The 19,524-nt window shown below is 67.4% G+C and carries 19 protein-coding genes; 8 read left to right on the plus strand and 11 right to left on the minus strand.

Annotation, left to right across the window (positions count from 1 at the left end):
* Positions 1 to 5: 5 nt before the first annotated feature.
* Entirely contained in the window at positions 6 to 1,523 is a 1,518-nt protein-coding gene (locus C8C94_RS17830) for a class I adenylate-forming enzyme family protein (RefSeq protein WP_121421654.1), read from the minus strand.
* A gap of 29 nt (positions 1,524 to 1,552) precedes the next feature.
* Positions 1,553 to 2,584 (minus strand): tripartite tricarboxylate transporter substrate binding protein, encoded by a 1,032-nt coding sequence (locus C8C94_RS17835; RefSeq protein ID WP_121422949.1) that lies wholly within the window; start codon positions 2,582 to 2,584, stop codon positions 1,553 to 1,555.
* A gap of 104 nt (positions 2,585 to 2,688) precedes the next feature.
* Here C8C94_RS17835 and C8C94_RS17840 point away from each other — a divergent pair, with 104 nt between their 5' ends.
* The 5 genes from C8C94_RS17840 to C8C94_RS17860 all read left to right on the plus strand — a co-directional run bounded on the left by C8C94_RS17840 (position 2,689) and on the right by C8C94_RS17860 (position 8,577).
* Positions 2,689 to 3,516 carry an IclR family transcriptional regulator gene (locus C8C94_RS17840; protein WP_121421655.1) on the plus strand — a complete coding sequence of 276 codons (828 nt, stop codon included), beginning with the start codon at positions 2,689 to 2,691 and terminating at the stop codon, positions 3,514 to 3,516.
* Positions 3,517 to 3,736: 220 nt separating this feature from the next.
* Entirely contained in the window at positions 3,737 to 4,729 is a 993-nt protein-coding gene (locus C8C94_RS17845; RefSeq protein WP_121421656.1) for a LysR substrate-binding domain-containing protein, read from the plus strand.
* 192 nt (positions 4,730 to 4,921) lie between these two features.
* Entirely contained in the window at positions 4,922 to 6,388 is a 1,467-nt protein-coding gene (gene tcuA / locus C8C94_RS17850) for an FAD-dependent tricarballylate dehydrogenase TcuA (protein ID WP_121421657.1), read from the plus strand.
* A complete protein-coding gene (gene tcuB, locus C8C94_RS17855) occupies positions 6,375 to 7,556 on the plus strand; it encodes a tricarballylate utilization 4Fe-4S protein TcuB (protein ID WP_121421658.1) in 1,182 nt (393 codons plus the stop codon). The genes tcuA and tcuB overlap by 14 nt, the downstream gene beginning before the upstream one ends.
* Positions 7,557 to 7,596: 40 nt before the next feature.
* The gene (locus tag C8C94_RS17860) at positions 7,597 to 8,577 is read left to right on the plus strand and encodes a tripartite tricarboxylate transporter substrate binding protein (protein WP_121422950.1); all 981 of its coding nucleotides are present in this window, start codon (positions 7,597 to 7,599) and stop codon (positions 8,575 to 8,577) included.
* Positions 8,578 to 8,621: 44 nt separating this feature from the next.
* On the opposite strand, the gene C8C94_RS17865 is transcribed toward C8C94_RS17860, so the two are convergent.
* A complete protein-coding gene (locus C8C94_RS17865; RefSeq protein WP_121421659.1) occupies positions 8,622 to 9,566 on the minus strand; it encodes a LysR substrate-binding domain-containing protein in 945 nt (314 codons plus the stop codon).
* A 106-nt stretch (positions 9,567 to 9,672) separates the two neighbouring features.
* Between C8C94_RS17865 and C8C94_RS17870 the strand changes: the two genes are divergently transcribed.
* A complete protein-coding gene (locus tag C8C94_RS17870; protein WP_121421660.1) occupies positions 9,673 to 10,557 on the plus strand; it encodes an N-formylglutamate amidohydrolase in 885 nt (294 codons plus the stop codon).
* Positions 10,558 to 10,578: 21 nt separating this feature from the next.
* Positions 10,579 to 11,577 (plus strand): tripartite tricarboxylate transporter substrate binding protein, encoded by a 999-nt coding sequence (locus C8C94_RS17875; protein WP_121421661.1) that lies wholly within the window; start codon positions 10,579 to 10,581, stop codon positions 11,575 to 11,577.
* A 76-nt stretch (positions 11,578 to 11,653) separates the two neighbouring features.
* Here the strand turns inward: C8C94_RS17875 and C8C94_RS26075 are convergent, their stop codons facing one another.
* The 6 genes from C8C94_RS26075 to C8C94_RS17905 form a co-directional block, all read right to left on the minus strand.
* A complete protein-coding gene (locus C8C94_RS26075; RefSeq protein ID WP_121421662.1) occupies positions 11,654 to 13,315 on the minus strand; it encodes a DUF692 family multinuclear iron-containing protein in 1,662 nt (553 codons plus the stop codon).
* A gap of 152 nt (positions 13,316 to 13,467) precedes the next feature.
* Positions 13,468 to 13,761: a hypothetical protein gene (locus C8C94_RS17885; protein WP_121421663.1), complete on the minus strand. Its 294-nt coding sequence runs from the start codon at positions 13,759 to 13,761 to the stop codon at positions 13,468 to 13,470.
* A 147-nt stretch (positions 13,762 to 13,908) separates the two neighbouring features.
* A complete protein-coding gene (locus tag C8C94_RS17890) occupies positions 13,909 to 14,397 on the minus strand; it encodes an NUDIX hydrolase (RefSeq protein WP_121422951.1) in 489 nt (162 codons plus the stop codon).
* Positions 14,398 to 14,432: 35 nt separating this feature from the next.
* A complete protein-coding gene (locus C8C94_RS17895; RefSeq protein ID WP_121421664.1) occupies positions 14,433 to 14,933 on the minus strand; it encodes a GNAT family N-acetyltransferase in 501 nt (166 codons plus the stop codon).
* 17 nt (positions 14,934 to 14,950) lie between these two features.
* Positions 14,951 to 15,655, minus strand: a complete 705-nt coding sequence (locus C8C94_RS17900) for a riboflavin synthase subunit alpha (RefSeq protein WP_121421665.1) — start codon at positions 15,653 to 15,655, stop codon at positions 14,951 to 14,953.
* Positions 15,656 to 15,733: 78 nt separating this feature from the next.
* Positions 15,734 to 17,089 carry an esterase-like activity of phytase family protein gene (locus C8C94_RS17905; protein WP_121422952.1) on the minus strand — a complete coding sequence of 452 codons (1,356 nt, stop codon included), beginning with the start codon at positions 17,087 to 17,089 and terminating at the stop codon, positions 15,734 to 15,736.
* A gap of 189 nt (positions 17,090 to 17,278) precedes the next feature.
* Between C8C94_RS17905 and C8C94_RS17910 the strand changes: the two genes are divergently transcribed.
* Positions 17,279 to 17,530 (plus strand): hypothetical protein, encoded by a 252-nt coding sequence (locus C8C94_RS17910; RefSeq protein WP_121421666.1) that lies wholly within the window; start codon positions 17,279 to 17,281, stop codon positions 17,528 to 17,530.
* Positions 17,531 to 17,629: 99 nt separating this feature from the next.
* On the opposite strand, the gene C8C94_RS17915 is transcribed toward C8C94_RS17910, so the two are convergent.
* On the minus strand, positions 17,630 to 19,006 hold the full coding sequence (locus C8C94_RS17915; protein WP_121421667.1) for an MATE family efflux transporter: 1,377 nt from the start codon (positions 19,004 to 19,006) through the stop codon (positions 17,630 to 17,632).
* Positions 19,003 to 19,524, minus strand: a complete 522-nt coding sequence (locus tag C8C94_RS17920) for a L,D-transpeptidase (protein WP_121421668.1) — start codon at positions 19,522 to 19,524, stop codon at positions 19,003 to 19,005. The genes C8C94_RS17915 and C8C94_RS17920 overlap by 4 nt, the downstream gene beginning before the upstream one ends.

A 19,524-nucleotide genomic window follows, 5' to 3' on the forward strand; every position in this document is an offset into this window, starting at 1 on the left:
TTCGTTCAGGCAGTGGCCGTACCAGCCAGGGCCGCATCGCGCACGGCAGACTTGAGCACCTTGCCCACGGGCGAGCGCGGCAGGCTCTCGTGAAAGTGGATGCGCTTGGGGGTCTGCACCGGGCCCAGGCGTTCGCGCACAAAGGCGATCAGCTCGGCCTCACTCGCGTGCTCGCCGGTGCGCAGTTGCACGGCGGCCTGCACGGTCTCGCCCCATTTGTCGTCGGGCAGTCCGAACACGGTGCATTCGTGCACAGCAGGGTGCTGGCCCAGCGCGTTCTCTACGTCCACCGGGTAGACGTTGAAGCCGCCGGTGATCACCATGTCCTTGAGCCGGTCCTTGAGGTAGAGAAACCCCCGCTCGTCGATCAGACCCCGGTCGCCGGTGTGCAGCCAGCCGTTCACCAGGGTCTCGGCCGTCTTCTCGGGCAGGCGCCAGTAGCCGGTCATCAGCAGGTCGCCGCGCGCCACCACCTCGCCCACTTCGCCCGGAGGCAGCAGGCGGCCATCGGGCGCCATGATGGCCACGTCGCTGCACCAGGTGGTGCGGCCCACCGAGGCCAGATTGCGCTCGTCCTCGAAATCCTCGGGGCACAGCACGGTGAGGATCTGCGGCGCCTCGGTCTGGCCGTAGGTGGTGCCCAGCACCGGGCCGAAGAACTCGCGCACCTGGCGGATCTTGTCGGGCGGCATGGGCGCGCCGCCGTAGATCAATCGGCGCAGGCGCGGAAAGTCCGCGCGCGACGCGCCGGGCAGCGCCATCAGCATGTAGACCAGCGTGGGCGGCATGAAGCACACGGTGCCGCCGCGCTCGCGGAAGGCCGTGCGCACCGCCTCGGCGCCCGCGCCGGCCAGCACCACGTGGCAGCCACCCTGCGCCAGGATAGGCAGGATGTACGTGGAGGTGCCGTGTGTGATGGGTGCGGCCACGATGTAGCGCTCGTGCTCGTCAAAGCCCCAGGCATGGATCTGGTTGGTGACATTGGCCATCCACGCGCGGTATGGCTGCATCACGCCCTTGGGTGCGCCCGTGGTGCCGCCGGTGAACTTGATGGCCTGGGTGGCGTCGTCCGGCAGGTCCAGCTGCGGGCGGGGTGCGCCAGCGTGCGCAGCGGCCAGGCTCGCCAGCGTGGTGGCGTCCTCGGTGGCCGGCGCCCCAGTCAGCACGCGGGCGCCGGGCGCGCCTTCGAGCAGGTCGGCGCACGCGGCGTCCAGCACCAGCAGGGTGGGCTCGGTGGCGTCGATGATGCGGCGGATCTCGGGCCGCGTGCTCTTGGGGTTGAGCGGCACCCACACCTTGCCGCAGGCCAGCACGGCCAGCAGCGCGGCGATGTGGTCGGCGCTGTTGCCCGCGCAGATGCCCACGCGGCTTTGGGGGGTGGGGTCGATGGCCGTAAAGCCCGCCGCGAGCGCGGCCACGCGGGCGGCCAGCGCGTCGTAGCGGATGGCGCCCTCGGGCGCGTCGATGGCAATGCGGTCAGGCCAGCGCTGGGCGGCCCGCCAGAAGAAGTCGATGGGGAACATGAAAGAGGTGATGTTGTGTGGGTGATCTGTCACTCGGCCGATGCGCCGGACTCCTTCACCACTTCGCGCCACCGCTTGATCTCGGCGGCGGCAAACTGGCGCATCTTGTCGGGGGTGCCACCGTCGGGCGTGGCGGCCAGCTCCTGCAGACGCGTGCGCACCTCGGGCTGGGCCAGCACCTTGTTCAATGCGATGTTGACCTGCTCGACCACGGCGCGCGGTGTGCCCGCCGGTGCGGCCAGGCCAAACCACGACTGCACATCAAAGCCAGCATAGCCCGACTCGGCCAGCGTGGGTACATCCGGCAACAGGGGGGAGCGCTGGGCACTGGTGATGGCAATGGCGCGCAGCTTGCCCGCCTGCACATGCGGCAGGGCCGACGGCGTGTTGTCGAACATCGAATCCACCTGGCCGCCCAGCAGGTCGGTGACGGCGGGTGCGCTGCCCCGGTAGGGCACGTGCAGCATCTTGAGCTTGGACTGCATCTTGAACATCTCGCCCGAGAGGTGGATGGACGAGCCGCTGCCCGACGACGCAAACGTGATGCCGTCCTTGGACTCCTTGGCGTAGCGCACGTAGTCGGCCAGGTTCTTGATGGGCAGCTTGGGGTTGACCACCAGGATGTTCGGAATCTTGGCGATCATGCCGATGGGCTCGAAGTCCTTGACCGGGTCGTAGCCCAGCTTGGGGTACAGCGTGGCGTTGATGGTGTTGGCGATGGTGTAGACGTACAGCGTGTAGCCATCGGCCGGCGCGCGCGCCACGGCCTCGGCGCCCACGTTGCTGTTGGCACCGGCGCGGTTGTCCACCACCACGGGCTGGCCCAGCTGGTCGCCGAGCTTGACGGCCACCAGGCGCGCAATCACGTCCGTGGCGCCGCCCGCTGCATAGCCCACCACCAGCTTGACCGGCTTGGCGGGCCAGCCCGAGGCATTGGGCTGTGCCTGCAATGGCATGGCGGCGCCGCAGGCCAGGGTGGCGACCAGCGCCAGCAGGGCGCGGCGCGGCAGGGATGGCGAAGCTTTGCGCTGACCCAGCGCGGCGGGGGTGTGTGGGCTCATGGTGTCTGTCTCCGGTGGTTCTTGGAAAAATGCCGTCGTGGCGCCCTGCTGCGTGCTCTGCGGCACACTGCGCACTGGTTGCGTTGACGAACAAATTCTTTCCCATGCCCTCCCGACCTGCGAATTCAAACGTCCGGCAGCCGGACGAACGTGCGAGTACACGCACCCCCGACGAGCCGGCCGACGACCCCGGCAGCCGCACTCTGCGCCGGGGTTTGCAGGTGCTGGACGCGGTCCTGGCCCACGGCCGTGACGGCGCGCGCGTGGTGGACCTGTGCCGTGCAGCCGCGCTGGAGCGCGCCACCATCTACCGCCTTCTGGCCACGCTGCTGGAGAGCGGCTACGTCGCACAACGGGGCCGTTTCCGATACATAGCAGGCCCCCGGCTGGCTGCTGTGGCCGAGCCCGCCGGCCAGCCCAACCTGGCCATGCGCCTGAAGCCCGTGCTGGAGCGTGTGAGTCGCGCCTGTGGTGACGCCGCCTTTGCCATCGTGCGCGAAGGCCCCACCTCGCACTGCATTGCACGCCATGTGGGCACGCACCCGGTGCAGATCCTGGTGATCCAGGTGGGCACGCGCCAGCCGCTGGGCGTGGGCGCTGCGGGCCTGGCGTTGCTGGCGGCGCTGCCCGATGCCGAGATGCAGGCCTGCATCGACGCCAACGCGCAAGAGCTGCCGCGCTACGGCGGCATGACGCCCGAGCGACTGCAGATCCTGGTGCGCGCCACGCGCGAGCGCGGCTGGTCGGTGGTGGGCAACCACGCCACGCAGGGCGTGCTGGCGGCTGGCATGGCCGTGCGCAACGCAGCGGGCGAACCGGTGGCGGCGATCAGCGTGGCATCGACCGTGGACCGCATGCCGCGCGACCGCCAGCAGCTCATCGCGCGCTGGATGCGCGAGGCGCTGGCGGCGCACCTGCCCAATGGCATCTGAGCGGGTCTGCGGCACACTCTGGCAAGCCGCAGACGGACGATGCCAGCCTGCTGACGCCCCGAACGCCACCGAGGCAATTACTACAAAAATGATAGCTTTCAGCGATGGATGGACCAGCGCCAGATGGCAATTTTGCTTCAAACCAATGCTTCCCCTGCCTTTCCACCACCCTGTTGACCGCCCTGCATCCGAGTCACGCCACGCACCCTGAGGCACGCCCATGGAACTGAGACAACTGCGCTATTTCGTGCGTGTGGTGGAGCAAGGCTCCATGAGCCGCGCTGCGCTGGACCTGGACGTGGTGCAGTCCGCGCTGAGCCAGCAAATCACCCGGCTGGAGAGCGAGCTGGCCACGCGCCTGCTGCAGCGCACGCCGCGCGGCGTCACGCCCACCGAGGCGGGGCTGGCGTTCTTTCGCGAGGCGCAGCTCACCCTGCGCCATGCCGACCAGGCCGTGCGCGCGGCGCAGCAGGCGCGGCTGTCGGGCACCGTCACCGTGGGGCTGGCGCCCACCACTTCGGGCGTACTCGGCCTGCCACTGATGCAGGCCATGCGCACACGCTACCCGGACGTGCGGCTGCACATGGTGGAGAGCATGTCGGGCCACCTCACGGCCATGCTGCATGCGCGCGAGTTGGACCTGGCCGTGCTGTTCGACACGCGCCTGCACCAGGCGCAGCAGGCCACCGGCGCGCGCCGCTGGGACATGGCGCCGCTGCTGGAGGAAGACCTGTTCCTCATCTGCGCCCGTGACCGAGGGGAGGGCCCCGGCAACTCCCGTGGCCGGCAGCTGCCGGAAACCATCACCGTCGCCGAGCTGGTGCAAGAACCGCTGATCCTGCCCACCGGCCCACACGGCCTGCGCAGCACCCTGGACACGGCCTTTGCCCGCGACCGCGTGGCGCCACACGTGGTGCTGGAGGTGGACTCGCTCGCCATGGTGATGGCCGCTGTGGACGCAGGCCTGGGCTCCACCGTGCAGCCCTGGGCTGCCATGGGCCGCTACCCCGATGCGGCCGAGCGCTTTCAGTGCGCACGCCTCACCGACGCGCCCGCGCGCCGCGTCAACCTGCTGTGCAGCCTGCCCGACGAAGAGCTCTCGCCCGCTGCGCTGGCCGCGCGGGTGGTGCTGACGGACTGCGTGCGTGAATTGGTGACGAGCGGCCAGTGGTTTGGCACGACATGGATAGGCGGACAAGGCACGAGCGCCTGAGCGTCCACCCCGCAGCCATCACGATCCGTGATACCCCCATGACCTGAACCCGCTGCACGGCGGGCCTGCGTCTCCCTACAGTCGCCATCACCCCGATGAACGACACGGCGACCGCGCCAGGAGACACCCCATGGGCCCCACATCCCCTTCTTCATTCCCCCGCGCGCAGCGCACCGCCTGGAGCCGCCAGCCATGAGCGGCGATGCTGTGGTCGATGTGCTGGTGATCGGTGGCGGCAACGCCGCCCTGTGCGCCGCCCTGATGGCACGCGAGGCGGGCGCCAGCGTGCTGCTGCTCGAATCCGCCCCGCGCGCCTGGCGCGGCGGCAACTCGGCCCACACGCGCAACCTGCGCTGCATGCACGATGCGCCGCAGGATGTGCTGGTGGATGCCTACCCCGAGGAAGAGTTCTGGCAAGACCTGCTCAAGGTAACGGGCGGCCTCACCAACGAACACCTGGCGCGCCTGGTGATCCGCGAGTCGAGCACCTGCCGGCCCTGGATGCGCCGCCACGGCGTGCACTTTCAGCCCGCGCTGGCGGGCACGCTCCATGTGGCGCGCACCAACGCGTTCTTCATGGGTGGCGGCAAGGCGCTGGTCAATGCCTACTACCGCAGCGCGGAGCAGCTGGGCGTGCAGATTCGCTACGAAGCGCCCGTGGAGCGCATCGAGATGGACGGCCCCCGCTTCGTCGCTGCCCACCTGGCCAACGGCGACCGCATTGCCTCCAAAAGCTGCGTGCTGGCCGCGGGCGGCTTTGAATCGAACCGCGAGTGGCTGCGCGAGGCCTGGGGCCAGAACGAGCGCGGCGAGTGGCCAGCAGACAACTTCCTGATCCGCGGTACGGCCTACAACAAGGGCGTGTTGCTCAAGCATCTGCTTGAAGACCATGGCGCGGACCGCATTGGCGACCCCACGCAGGCACACATGGTGGCCATCGACGCCCGCGCGCCGCTGTACGACGGCGGCATCTGCACCCGCATCGACTGCGTGTCGCTGGGCGTGGTGGTCAACCGCAATGGCGAGCGCTTCTACGACGAGGGCGAGGACTTCTGGCCCAAGCGCTATGCCATCTGGGGCCGCCTGGTGGCGCAGCAGCCGGGGCAGATCGGCTACTCCATCATCGACAGCAAGGCCATCGGCCGCTTCATGCCGCCCGTGTTCCCGGGCGTGAAAGCCGACACCCTGCCCGAGCTGGCGCAGAAGCTTGGCCTGCCCGTGGACACGTTCACCCACACGCTCGATGCCTACAACGCCGCCTGCCGCGTGGGCCAGTTCGACCACACCACGCTGGACGACTGCCACACCGAAGGCGTGACACCCGCCAAGACGCACTGGGCCCGGCCCATCGACACCGGGCCGTTCTATGGCTATGCGCTCAAGCCCGGCGTCACCTTCACCTACCTGGGCCTGCACACCGACGACACCGCTGCCGTGCGCTTTGGCAACGTGCCCAGCCCCAACCTGTTTGTGGCTGGCGAAATGATGGCGGGCAACGTGCTGGGCAAAGGCTACACCGCCGGGGTCGGCATGAGCATTGGCACCGCGTTTGGCCGCATTGCAGGCACGCAGGCGGCATTGGCATCAAAACAGGCCCCAGCGCACATCCCACAAGCGCAAACAGCTATAAAAACAGGAGTAAACGATGCAAACGCTTGAAGCCCTGGCGCGTGACGCTAAAGCGCTGGCGAATGGCGGCATTGTGCTGTCGGCCCCCGAAACCGAGGTGGCGCGCCAGCTGCAGATCTGCAATGCCTGCCGCTACTGCGAAGGCTTTTGCGCCGTGTTCCCGGCCATGACGCGGCGGCTGGAGTTTGGCAAGGCCGACATCCACTTCATCGCCAACCTGTGTCACAACTGTGGTGCCTGCCTGCACGCCTGCCAGTACGCGCCGCCGCACGAGTTTGCGGTGAACATTCCGCAGGCCATGGCCCAGGTGCGCGGCCAGACCTATGCGGACTACGCCTGGCCGCCCGCGCTGGGCCAGCTGTACCAGCGCAACGGCCTCACGTTGGCCCTGGCGCTGGTGGCCGGGCTCACGCTGTTCATGCTGCTGGCCGTGGCGCTGCACGGGCAAGGGCTGGCGGCGCTGTGGCACGCGCCCGTGGGCGGCTTCTACGGCATCTTCCCGCACAACCTGCTGGTGGGCCTGTTCGCGCCGGTGTTCCTGTTCGCCGTGCTGGCGCTGGGCCTGGGCGTGCGCCGCTTCTGGCGCGATATCACACCTGCCACCAGCGGCGCGCCGCTGAGCGCGCCCGCCACGGCCGAGGCCACCGATGCCGTGCTGCGCCTCAAGTACCTGGACGGTGGCCATGGCGATGGCTGCCACAACGAGGACGATGCCTACACCTTGTCGCGCAGGCGCATGCACCACCTCACCTTCTACGGCTTCATGCTGTGTTTTGCGGCCACCAGCGTGGCCACGCTGTACCACTACCTGCTGGCCTTGCCTGCACCGTATGACCTGCCCAGCCTGCCCAAGCTGCTGGGCGGCTTGGGCGGTGTCAGCCTGGCCGTTGGCACGGCCGGCCTGTGGCGGCTGAACCTGCGCCGCCACCCGCAACACGGCGACGCCGCGCAAAAGCCCATGGACCGCGCCTTCATCGCCCTGCTGTTCCTCACCGCCACCAGCGGCCTGGCCTTGTGGGCCGCGCGCGGCACCGCAGGCCTGCCGCTGCTGCTGTGCCTGCACCTGGGCGCGGTGATGGCGCTGTTCGCCACCATGCCCTACGGCAAGTTTGCGCACGGCATTTTCCGCACCGCTTCGCTGCTGCGCCACGCGGTGGAAAAGCGCCAGCCCCACCCCATCGGTTTGAGCGCCGACTGAGCCAACGATCCATACACCACCCACGATGAAGGAGACACCCATGAAAAAACGCACCCTCTTGATGAACGCGCTGGCACTTGCCACCGCTGCCGCAACACTGTCTGGCTCAGCCCACGCGCAGGATTTCCCGCCCAAGAAGCCCGTCACGCTGGTCGTGGGCTTTGCCGCAGGCGGCGCGGCCGATGCGGCAGCGCGGCTCATCGCCAAGAAGCTGGGTGAGAACATCGGCCAGTCGGTGGTGGTGGACAACAAAGGCGGCGCAGGCGGCAATATCGCGCACCAGTTCGTGGCCAATGCGGCACCCGACGGCACGGTGCTGCTGTTCGGGTCGGTGGGCCCGCTCACCATTGCGCCGCACTTGATGAAACTCACCTATGACCCGTTCAAGGACCTGGCGGCGATCTCAGGCGGCGTGAACTTCCCCAACGTGCTGGTCGTGCACAAGGCTGCAGGCGCAAAGACGCTGGCAGAGTTTGTGCAGCTGTCCAAGAAGAAGCCTGGCAGCGTTGACTTTGCCTCCACGGGCGCGGGCTCGGCATCGCACCTGGCGGGCGAGCTGTTCAACCAGCGGGCGGGCATCGACATGACCCACGTGCCCTACAAAGGTGGGGCACCCGCCTTGCAGGATTTGCTGGGCGAGCGCATCACTTCCTACTTTGCAGCCCCACCCACGGCCCTGCCGCACATCGAAACGGGCAGGCTGATCCCGCTGGCCACCACGGGTCTCACGCGGCCGGCCTATCTGCCCAATATCCCCACCGTGGCGGAATCGGGATTACCGGGCTTTGAGGCGCTCAACTGGTATGCGTTTGTGGCGCCGGGCAAAACGCCGGTGCCGCTGCTGGAGCGCTGGAACCAGGAGATCGTCAAGGTGCTGAACGACCCGGCCGTGAAGGACGCACTGAACAAGCACGGCCTGACGCCCCAGCCCACCTCACGCGCCGAACTCACCGCCTTCATGAAGAAGGAGTCGACCCAGTGGGCTGCCATCATCAAGGAGCGCAAGCTCACGGCGGACTGAGCTGGCCTCTGCGGCAAAGCGGTGCCCCCGCTGCCCCATGCAGGTCAGGCCATCTCCTTGCGCGCCGCGCTGCCGCGTGCTGAAAAGCCGGCCCGTCCGCTGCTGGCCTGGGCCTCACCCAGCAGCCAGCGTGTGAACTGCGCGACCGCTTCGTTCTCGGCCAGTGCTGCACGGCTGCACAGGTAATAGCCCCGGTCCGTGTTCACGGCCGGGCTGAAGGGCAACACCAGCTGGCCCGACGCCAGTTCGGCTTCGATCAGCATGGGCTGGATCACCGTGACCCCCATGCCCGCACAGGCTGCAACGATCAGGTTGTTGCCCAGATCAAACCCCGGGCCCAGTACGGGGGCTACGTCTATCCCTGCGGCCTTTTGCAGCCACAGCGCCCAATTGCCGGGAAAGTTGATGTGCTGCAGCAGCGTTGCCTTGAGCAGATCACGCGGTTGGCGCAGCTTGGCCGCCAGCGCCGGGGTGCAAGCGGGCACGATCTCTCGCCCCGCCAAGTAGCGTGCACGGATGCCGCGCGGCCAAGCGCGCCCGGGGCGCTTCACATTGACCCACAGGTCCACGTCGTCGCGCGTGAAGCTCTCATCGTGGTGGAACGGCCGCAGCTCGATCTCGATGTCAGGGTGCAGCGTGTGGAACTGGCCCAGCCGTGGGACCAGCCAGCGGGTGGCCAGGGTGGGTACTACGCTGACCCGCAGCCGACGCTTTGAAGCACGCACCCCGAACCGGCTCACGGCGGTCTCCAGGCCTGCCACATGGGCCTCCACCAATTGCTGAAACTCGCGGCCCCGCGCCGTGGGTAGCACCCGGGGGCCGGAGCGGTCCAGCAGCGTGCATTCCAGCCGCTGCTCCAGCCGCTGCACTGCCCGGCTGACAGCCGCCTGGGTCACGAACAGCACACCCGCCGCCTGTCGAAAACTGCCAAGCTGGCAGACCGCAAGAAAGGCGTGCAACTCGGGCAGCGAGGGGGACTTGAACTGCATGGTGGTGATTACATCCGGTTATCAGCGCAGATCAAATTGTCGTTTGCCCGCAGGCACCTGGCTCCCTACGCTTCGCCCATCTGTCCCACCTTGATTCCCGAGAACCATGCAGCTGCCCGAAGCCCTTCTCCCCGCCGCGCCCGTCCAGGTGCTCCTGCCCGCCACCGATGCCGCCATCCCCTTGGTCTGCGACTCTCCGCACAGCGGCACCGACTATCCGCCCGACTTTGGCTATACCGTCTCCACCGCCGATCTGCGCAAGTGCGAAGACACCCATGTGCACTGGCTGTGGGACGCCGTGCCGCGTGTGGGCGGCACGCTGGTGCACGCCACCTTTGCGCGCAGCTACATCGACCCGAACCGCCATGAGCACGACATCGACCCCGCCATGCTGGCCGATGCCTGGCCCGGCAATACCGCCCCTACCGCCCGCACCCTGGAGCTGGGCATGGGGCTGGTTCCCAGCCACACCCCCACGCACCAGCTCATCTACGCGCGCCGCCTGTCGGCCCAGGAGGTTGCGCACCGCATCACCCACTACTGGCGCCCATACCAACATGCGCTGGCGCAGGCACTGGAGGCCGCCGCCCAGCGTGGCCCGCGTTGGCACTTGAACTTGCATTCCATGCCCAGCAACGCCTACGAGCGACTGGGCCGCGTGGCGCCCGGCCCGCTGGCCGACGTGGTGCTGGGCGACCTGAACGGTCGCAGCTGCAGCAGCGCATTCACCCAGCGCGTGGCCGAAGCTTTCCGCCGCCGCGGCTACTGCGTGGCCATCAACGACCCCTATGCAGGCCAGGAGCTGCTGCGCCGGTTCGGGGCGCCTTCGCGGGGTCATGAAAGCCTGCAGATCGAGATCAACCGGGCCATCTACCTGAACGAGCAGACGCGGGAGCCGCTGCCACACGCCAACCGCGTGCGCGCGGACATCACCGACCTGCTGCACGAGATGGCCGCCCATATCCGCAGCGCTTGCCTGGACAACGCCTGATTTCAACCAAGAGGAGCCACCATGCCCACCCCCATGAACCGCCGCCGTTTTATCGCATCGACCAGCGCCGTGACGAGCGCCATTGCCCTGCCGGCACTGGCCCAGGCGCCCGACCGCTATCCCACACGTCCGATCACGCTGGTGGTGCCGTTTCCGCCCGGAGGCGCCGTAGACAACTCCGGCCGGGCGATAGCCGACAGGCTGGGCCGAGTGCTGGGGCAGCCCGTGATTGTGGAAAACAAAGGGGGCGCTGGCGGCACCATCGGCACCACACAGGTGGCCAAGGCCCAGCCCGATGGCTACACGCTGATCGTCACCTCGCAGACCACGCATGTGATCAACCCCGCCCTGTCGCCCAGCCTGCCCTACGACGCGGTCAATGACTTTGCCCCCATCACGCTGATTGATCGCCTGGCCAATGTGCTCTTGATCACCCCCGGCCTGCCCGTGAAGAACTTCGCCGAGTTCGTGAAATACGTGAAGGAGAACCCGGGCAAGCTGAACTACGCCTCCTCGGGCAATGGCTCGCTGGCGTACCTGAGCATGGAGCTGCTCAAGGCCAAGCTGGGGCTGTCCATCACCCACATCCCCTACAGGGGCGCTGGCCCCGCGCTGACCGACCTGCAGGCGGGCCAGGTGCACATGACCTGGAACAACCTGTCCTCCAACCTCAGCATGGCTCAGAACGGTCGCCTGCGCGCTCTGGCGGTGGCATCGCCAATCCGCGCTCCCCAGCTGCCGGATGTCCCGACCTTCGACGAGCTGAAGTTGCCGGAGCTGAACCTGACTTCCTGGACAGGTCTTGCCGCACCTGCAAAAACGCCGGAATCCATCGTTGCGCAGCTCTACGAAGCGATGCGTACCGTGTTGCGTGATCCGCAAACACAAAGGGCATGGAATGACCGCGGCGCTATGCTGCCTGATACCGTGAAGCCCGCAGAGTTTCGCAAGGAGATTCAGCAGCGCATCGGTTTTTACAAGAACATCGTGAAGACCCACAAGATCTCCGTGGATCAATAGTGCCCACTCCCCATCCGTGCGGAATGGACGAAACATATCCCCGACCTCGTGCGCATGCGGGCATGTGGGCAAGCCATCAGTACGTTGGAACATCGCCTTCAACTGGCCCATCCGCTCGCACCAGCCCATCATCCAGCAACTGCGCAAGCCAGCCGCCGAGCACGGTGGGGTCGCCTTGCCACAGGCCGCTGCCCAGCAGCGCCGCGCAGGCGTCGTGCACCGAGGCACCGGCGTGCAGCGCTTGCACCCAGGCGGCCTCGGCCGCGTCGAGCGTGCGAAAGTGCGGCTGGTGGCCTTTGCGCCAGACCAGCAGCGTGGCCGGTGCAGGCAGGGCCACGGCCTCGGGCACGTCGTCGTCGGTATGGATGGCGTTCCACACCCCCACAACGTTCGTCGTGATCGCGCGCAGCAAGGCGCTGGGGTGCAGTACACCAGGGCGGGTGGTCCAGGTGTCCGACGCCTGAGCAGCCGCAGTCTCCAAGGTCGGCACATCGGCACTGTCAAAGCGGGTGCGCAGATCCCAGTCGAGCTGGGCCAGTTCATGCAGCTCGGGGTTGTCGGGGTACGCCGCGCGCAGCGTGCCCACCAGGCCTTCGCCATAGCGGTTCAGGCTGCGCGTGCGCGGCGGATGGACCACGGCGTAGTCGCGCGCATGGGCCTCGAAGGTGTCTGACCCCATGTAGAGGTAAGTCTTGGCATAGGTGTCGGCCAGCACCTCGGCCAGCCGAGCGCGGTAGGCATGGTGGTAGATGGGCAGGCGACCTGTGATGAGGTCTTCGGGCATTTCGGGCGGCAGCGCATTCGCCAGCACGCGGTCGGCAAAGTGGCGCTGCACCGCAGCCAACCCAGTCAGGTCTGCCGTGGGGGCCAGGGTGATGGAGGTGATCGCGACAGGCTCGGGTGGGGCCCCATGCTCCGCGGCAACGCGCCGGGCGATGGCCATTTCATCCAGCAGCTCGGCCAGCGGCGGGATGTGGTCGTCGCGCTCGATCATCGCGGCCACAGCGCCAAAACGCTGGCAGGCCTGTGCGTACAGGTCCCACACCGGCTGCGCCACCGGGTGGTCGTGCGTGTCGATGATGTGGTCGCCGTTGTCGCTGTGCCCAGCCAGGTGAATTTGCTGCACCCGGTGCGCGGGCAGGGCATGCAGATAGGTCAGTGGGTCGAATCCATGGTTCACGCTGCTCACGTAGATGTTGTTCACATCCACGAGCAGCAGGCAGTCTGCCTCTTGCGCGATGTGGGCCAGAAACTGCCACTCGCTCGCGCTGTCATGCCGGTAGCGGATATAGCTCGACACGTTCTCCAGCACCAGCCTGCGTCCCAGCACATCCTGTGCGCGACGGATTTGCGCGATGACATGCCGTGCAGATTCGTCGGTGTAGGGCAGCGGGTACAGGTCGTGCAACTGCTCGGGGCCAGGGCCCGTCCAGCACAGGTGGTCGGACACCCACAGCGGCTCGATACGGTCAGCCAGCGCCTTCACGCGTTGCAGATACGGCACATCCACGCCCTGCGACGCACCGATGGACATCGCCACGCCATGCATGGCCACGGGGTAGTCGCGCCGGATGGCATCGATCACCGCCAGAGGTTTTCCACCGTCGATGAGGTAGTTGTCGGTGATGATTTCCAGCCAGTCGAGCGGCTGCTTGCGCGCGAGGAAATCGGCGTAGTGCTGCGTGCGCAGCCCCAGGCCAAAGCCGGTGCCGCGCGTAGCGATGAGGTCATGTGCCATGGCGAAATCAAGGTATCAAAGTGCGGGCACTGGGCATGATCGCCAAGACTGGCACGCCCTGATGCCAGCACCGCCGCGCAAGGGCCGCCCCGCCGCGCTGGCGGTGTCCCCCTGGGGGGATGGCGCGCAGCGCCTCAGGGGGGCTTGTTGCCTTATCCCTTGATGTCGCCGATGGTGCCCTTCTCCATCAGGCACTGGGCCGCGGTCTTGGCCTTGAAGCCGTGGCCCTTGCAAGCGTTCTGGCCCTTGCAGCTGTGCTCGGCCGTGGAGCAGTCGCTATTGCCCTTGCAGTCGTGCACGTTGTAGCAGTGCACCTTGTCGTTGGCGCCGATGGCGGCGCCTTTGGAGCCCTTGGGCGCGTCGGCTGCAAAGCTGCTGGATGCCAGTGCCAGCAGCGCGGCAGACAGGGCGAAAGATGCAGTGGTCTTGGTGTTCGTGGACAGCATGGCGGGTAACTCCGTAGGCGTTAAGGGATGAGTAATCAGGTGGTTAGATCGCGCTGCACCGTGCCGCGCTCTCTGCCTGGTAATTCGTCCCCCGCACGCTGCGGGTTACATGCAGTCCAAAAAACTTTTTTGCGTGGTGCCTCGGCGCTATTGCGCAGAAGGTTCGGTCACCGAAATGTCGGTGTGCACCAGCGTCAGCGGAAACCGCTGGCCCGCCAGGTAGTCCTCCAGGCAGCGCAGCAGCAGGGGGCTGCGATGGCGCTCGGGGCAGGCGCGGATCTCATCGGCCGTGAGCCACAGCGTGCGCACGATGCCGGTGTCGAGCGTGCGCCAGTCGTGGTGCGTGCCCAGCGAGCCCGCAAACGCAAAGCGCATGTAGGTGATGTCGTCGCCCGTGCGCGTCTTGGTGAAGCGGTTGAGGTACACGCCGATCAGCGCCGTGGGCTCGAAGTCGTGCGCGGTTTCTTCCAGCACCTCGCGGGCGCAGGCCTGGATGGGCGATTCGCCCGGGTCCAGGTGGCCGGCGGGGTTGTTGAGCTTGAGGCCGTCGGTGGTTTCTTCCTCGACCAGCAGAAAGCGGCCATCGCGCTCAATGAGGGCGGCCACGGTGACGTTGGGTTTCCAGCGGTGGGGCATGGCGCGCATTATGACGAGGGGCGGTGACGCCAAGCCTACAGCGTGCGCGCCATGTACACAGCGCCTTCGCCGTAGCTGGCCAGGCGGGCCTGCTGGGCGGCGTCCGGCAAGGGGTGCAGCGCGTAGCCCTGCCGCTGCCAGTAGGCCTGCGAGCCCTGCACCGAGACCAGCGCGCTGTGCCGCAGCCCTTCTGCGCGGGCCTGCGCCCACAGGGGCTGCAGCAAAGCGTGGGCCATGCCTTGCCCCGCATGGGCAGGCAGCACGGCCATGTCGTGCAGGTACAGCGTATCGGCGGGGGCAGCGGCTTCAAAGTGGCCGTGCAGCGGGGTGACCTTGCCGCGCACGCTGCGGTAGGCCGCCAGGTAGGCGCACACCGAGCCGCCGCGCTCCAGCACCAGCGAGCAATTGGCAGGGCTGGCGAGGCGGCGGGCAAACACCTCGCCACTTTCCACAAACCCCACGCCATAGCAGGCCAGCTGCACGGCCAGCAGGTCGGCCAGATCGCTCAGCGCCAGCGGGCGCACCACCACGGACATGAGTGAGCTTGGTTCAATCAGTGCGGCAGCACGGGCGCCTGCACAAAGTCGTCGAGCGACAGGCCCTTTTCTTTCAACAACGCCTCCAGCACCGGTTGCAGGCGGCCCAGGCTTTCCTGCACCGCCTCGCGCACGGTGTCCACCACCACCTGGGTGCTGCGCTCGATCTCGATATTCAGGCGGTCGCCCACCTTCTTGGCTTCAAACACCGTGGCGCGGCGCGTTTCGGGAATCATCCAGATCTCGAACCAGCCCTCCTGCCGGTTCACCTCGGCCACCGTCAGGCTGGCGCCGTGGATGGCAATGTAGCCCTTGGCAAAGATGTAGCGGCGAAACGCCTCGGGCACGGCCACGCGCCACACCAGGTTGTTGTCAAACTCGCGCCGCTCGATGAGCGTGCCGGTGAAGTCCACATGGCCCGACAGCGGATGGCCGCCAATCTCGGCACCGTCCTTGGCCGCGCGCTCCACGTTCACGCGGTCGCCCTGCGCGTAGCTGCCCAGCGTGGTGATGTTCAGGCTCTGCAGCATCACGTCGAAGTTGGCCTGCGTGGGCGACAGGATCTCGGTGACCGTGAGGCACACGCCATCGGTGGCCACGCTGGCGCCAATGGCCAGGTCCTGGCAGAAGCCCTCGGGGAAATCGAGCGTGAACGTGCGCAGCCCTGCGCGGTCGTGGATGGCGGCAATGCCTGCCGTGGCTTGGACGATGCCTGTGAACATGGTGGCGCGGCTTCCGGGTACGTTGGAACGGGAACCGGGAATTTTGCCACCCGGCCCCCACCGCGCGCTGGCGCCGGGTTACTTGGCTTGCAGTAGCCCGCCCACTTCCAGCAGCACCAGCTCGTTGTCATCCGCCTTGTTGGGGTCGCGGCTGCTGCTGAAGGGAAGGTTGTTGTCGTTGCCCACCACGATGTGCGTGCTGTCCACGATGTCCACGTTCTCGATGGTGAAGAACGGGAAGGTCAACACACCGTTGTTCAGCGGCTTCTTGGCCAGGCGCTGCGGGTCCTGGATGTTCATGAGGTCGATGTAGCCCACCTTGCGGATCTCGCCGCCCACGTTGGCGTCGCTCATCTCCACCTTGTAGACGCGCTTGAACTTGGCCAGGTCGTGGAAGCAATCCGTGCGCTTCTGGCCTTCGGGGCAGGCCTTGTCGGCCGTGCCTTCGCCGTTGTCGCGCTCGATGATGAGGCCCATGCTGGCGTCGATCATGTTGAAGTCGCCAATCGCGTGGTGGTTGGCCTCCAGCACGTACTTCCAGTGGCGGCCGGTCCATTGCTCGGTCGTCACGTCGAACTCCAGCACGCGCAGGTACTGCTTACCGCCCACGTTTTCATACGCCTTGGCATCGTCGTTCCACAGCGCGCCTTCCAGCAGCGCGTAGAGCTTGCTGCCATCCTTGCTGGCGGCCATGCCTTCGTAGCCCTTGGAGCGCTTGACCACAAACGCAGTGGGCTTGGCATCAGGCGCGCCGGGCATGAGCACGCCGGGCGCATCGGGCGAGCGCACGGTCTTGCCGTCCACCTGGGTCTCGAAAACGCCGAGCACCTTGCCATTCAGGTCGGCCTTGATGAGGAAGGGGCCGAACTCATCGCCAATCCACAGCGCGCCACCGGCGAACTGGAAGCTTTCGGGGTCGAAGTCGGCGCCGGTCAGGTAGCGGCTGCTGGTGCCTTCGTGCGTGATGCGAAACGGGATCTTCTTGTCCGGGTCGTGCAGGAAGATGGTCTTGTGGCGATTGAACTGGCCGCTTTTGAAGTCCACGGTGTAGTGGCTCAGGTGCAGCATGAAGTCGGGCGAGTTGGCCTTGGAACCGGCACCGTTGTCGGTCAGGATCCAGAACGATCCATCGGCCATGCGCTTGATGCCCGAGTGGCCCTGGATGGGCTGGCCCTGGAACGGCAGCGATACGCCGGTGTCGCGGCCGCCCGACTGGCCCATCACGCTGCCCACGGCGTCCACCCGGCGGGGCGTGGTGAACTTGCCCGCCACCTGCAGGTCGTGTGGCGCATCCTTGGGCGCGGCAATCATCGTCAGGGCGGGCAGCACCGCGTGGCCGGTCAGCGTGGCGGGGTAGGCCTGCTGGGCCAGGGCTGCAGAAGAGGCGGCGCACAGCAGGGCTGCACTGGCGGCGATGAAGGAGAGTCGGGACATGTTCATGGGGAATAAAGCCAAAACCCGCACGATGCCGCGCCCTTGTGACGCCACCATGAAAGGCAGGCACCAGGATATGCCCTGGCATACAGCCGATGGACACGGACCTTTTGCCAGGTTCGAGAGTCACACCCGCCTTGCGCTCCCCCACCATTCCCCACCCACAACGCTGGACAGCACCTATTCCCTATGGACACCCTTTCTGCATTGCAATCCCTCGGACTGGAACTGCCCAGCCCCGCCTACATCGCGGGCGCCATCGTGTTTGGCCTGATCGGCATGGCGGCTTTCTGGCACGGCAAAAGAGCGCAGCAGCCACGCACCCGCTGGTGGGGCGTGGCGCTCATGTTCTACCCCTACGCGGTTTCGCGGACCTGGATGCTGTTTGCGGTGGGCGTGGCGCTGTGTGCGGGTCTGTGGCTGGACATGCGGCGCGGCTGAAACGCAGGCCAGGGCTGCGCGCAAACGCTATGATTTTCATAGCTTATTGCGCTTGATGGATAAGCGACAGGGCCATTTTTGGTGCAAATTTCTGGCGCATCACACCAGCCGCTGCAATGCCTGGCGCCGCCATACCCCGTGGAAATACAGCCCCTGCAGCACCAGGGCGCACAGGTACGTGGCAGGGTAGGCCACCCAGGTGGCCACCAGCCCAAACTGGAGCCCCAGCAGCCAGCCCAGCGGCACGATGAGGCAGGCCAGGCACCCCAGTGAAATGAGCGTGGGTGCCAGCACCGTGCCACTGGCACGCATCACGCCGGAATACACGCTGGCCCATCCAAAAAACACCGCGCCCCACACCGTGATGGGCAGCACGCGTGCGGCGATGTCGATCACGCGGGCGTCGGCCACAAACAGGCCCACTACCCAGGGCGCTGCGCCAAACATCAGCAGGGCCAGGCCGCCGGTGAGGAGCAGGTTCATGCGCATGCCGGTGCGCGTGACGGCCGCCAGCTGCTGCCCGTGGCCCGCACCAATGGCCTGCGCCGCAAACACCGACGACGCAATGGCCACGGCCATCGCCGGGAACAGCACATACGACATCACCTGGCTGGCGGCCCCCCACGCCGCCGTGGCTGCCGAGCCATGCGCGTTGACCAGGCTGAGCAGGCCCAGGTCGGCCAGCGAGCCGGTGATGAAGAACAGGCCCGTGGGCACACCCAGCCGCACCAGGGTGCGCAGCAAGGCCGCGTCCAGCCGCACCTGCGCCAGCAGTGCCCGCGTGGGGGCCAGCACATGGGCGCGGCGCCGCAGGTGCCAGGCCGTGTAGCCCAGCGAGCACAGCGTGGCCAGCAGCAGCGCGGCCACGCCACCCAGGATGCCCAGCGCAGGCAGCCCGAGGGCAGGCACGCCCCGGATGAACAGCGGCGCGCACACCAGCGTGACCGACAGCGACACCACCAGCGCGCGCAGCGGCGTGACGGTGTCGCCCGTGCCACGCAGCAGCGCCGCCGTGAGCATGGAGGTGAACAGCACAGGGAACAGCACCATCATCCCCCGCGCATAGGCCACCGCCTGGGGCAGCACGTCGGCCGGCGTGCCCAGCAGCAGCATCAGAGGCCGCACGGCCAACAGCCCCAGGGCGGCCAGCACCAGGCCCAGCAGCACCCCGGCGCACAGCGTGGTGCCCGCCACGGCATGCAGCCGCGCGTGGTTGCGCGCGCCAAAGGCCTGGCCCACCAGGATGGACGACCCATTGCCCAGCCCAAAGATGAAGGCACTGAGCAGCAGGAACAGCGGCATGAACGAGGCCACCGCCGCCAGCGAGCCCGCACCCAGCAGCCGCCCCACGTAGATGTGGTTCACCGTGCCGGTGAGCGCCTGCAGGATGTTGGTGAGCACCAAGGGGCCCAGGAACACGAGAAAGCGCCGGTCGAGCGAAGGCGGCGGGCTGCCGGGGTGGGCCTTGTCCGTCATGGTGCTGCGCCCTCCATGAGCCCGGGGGTCTGGATGCTGTGGATGCACACCCGCGTGCCCACGGCCACCCGGTCAAACAGGTCGATCACATCGGCGTTGGTCATGCGCACGCAGCCGTGCGACCGCGGCACGCCCATGGGGCAGTCGTCCGGGCAGCCGTGGATGTAGATGTAGCGGCGCAGCGTGTCCACCGCGCAGCCCCGGTTCACGCCAGGCTCACAGCCGGTGAGCCAGAGGATACGGCTCAGGATCCAGTCGCGGCCAGGGTGTGCTGCAGCCAGCTCGGGGGCATACAACTCGCCCGTGGTGCGCCGCCCCACAAAAACCGTGCCAGGCGCACAGCCCGCGCCCACCTTTGCGCGCACGCGGTGCAGACCGCGGGGAGTGCAGCCGCTGCCGTTGTGTTCGCCCACGCCGTTCAGGGCGGTGGATACCGGGTAGGTGCGCAGGATGGCCCCGTCCAGCATCAGGTGGAGCTGCTGCCGCGCCACGTCGATGTGCACCTCGGGGCCCGCCAT

Source organism: Acidovorax sp. 94, assembly GCF_003634645.1.
In the GTDB taxonomy this organism is placed as follows: domain Bacteria; phylum Pseudomonadota; class Gammaproteobacteria; order Burkholderiales; family Burkholderiaceae_C; genus Acidovorax; species Acidovorax facilis.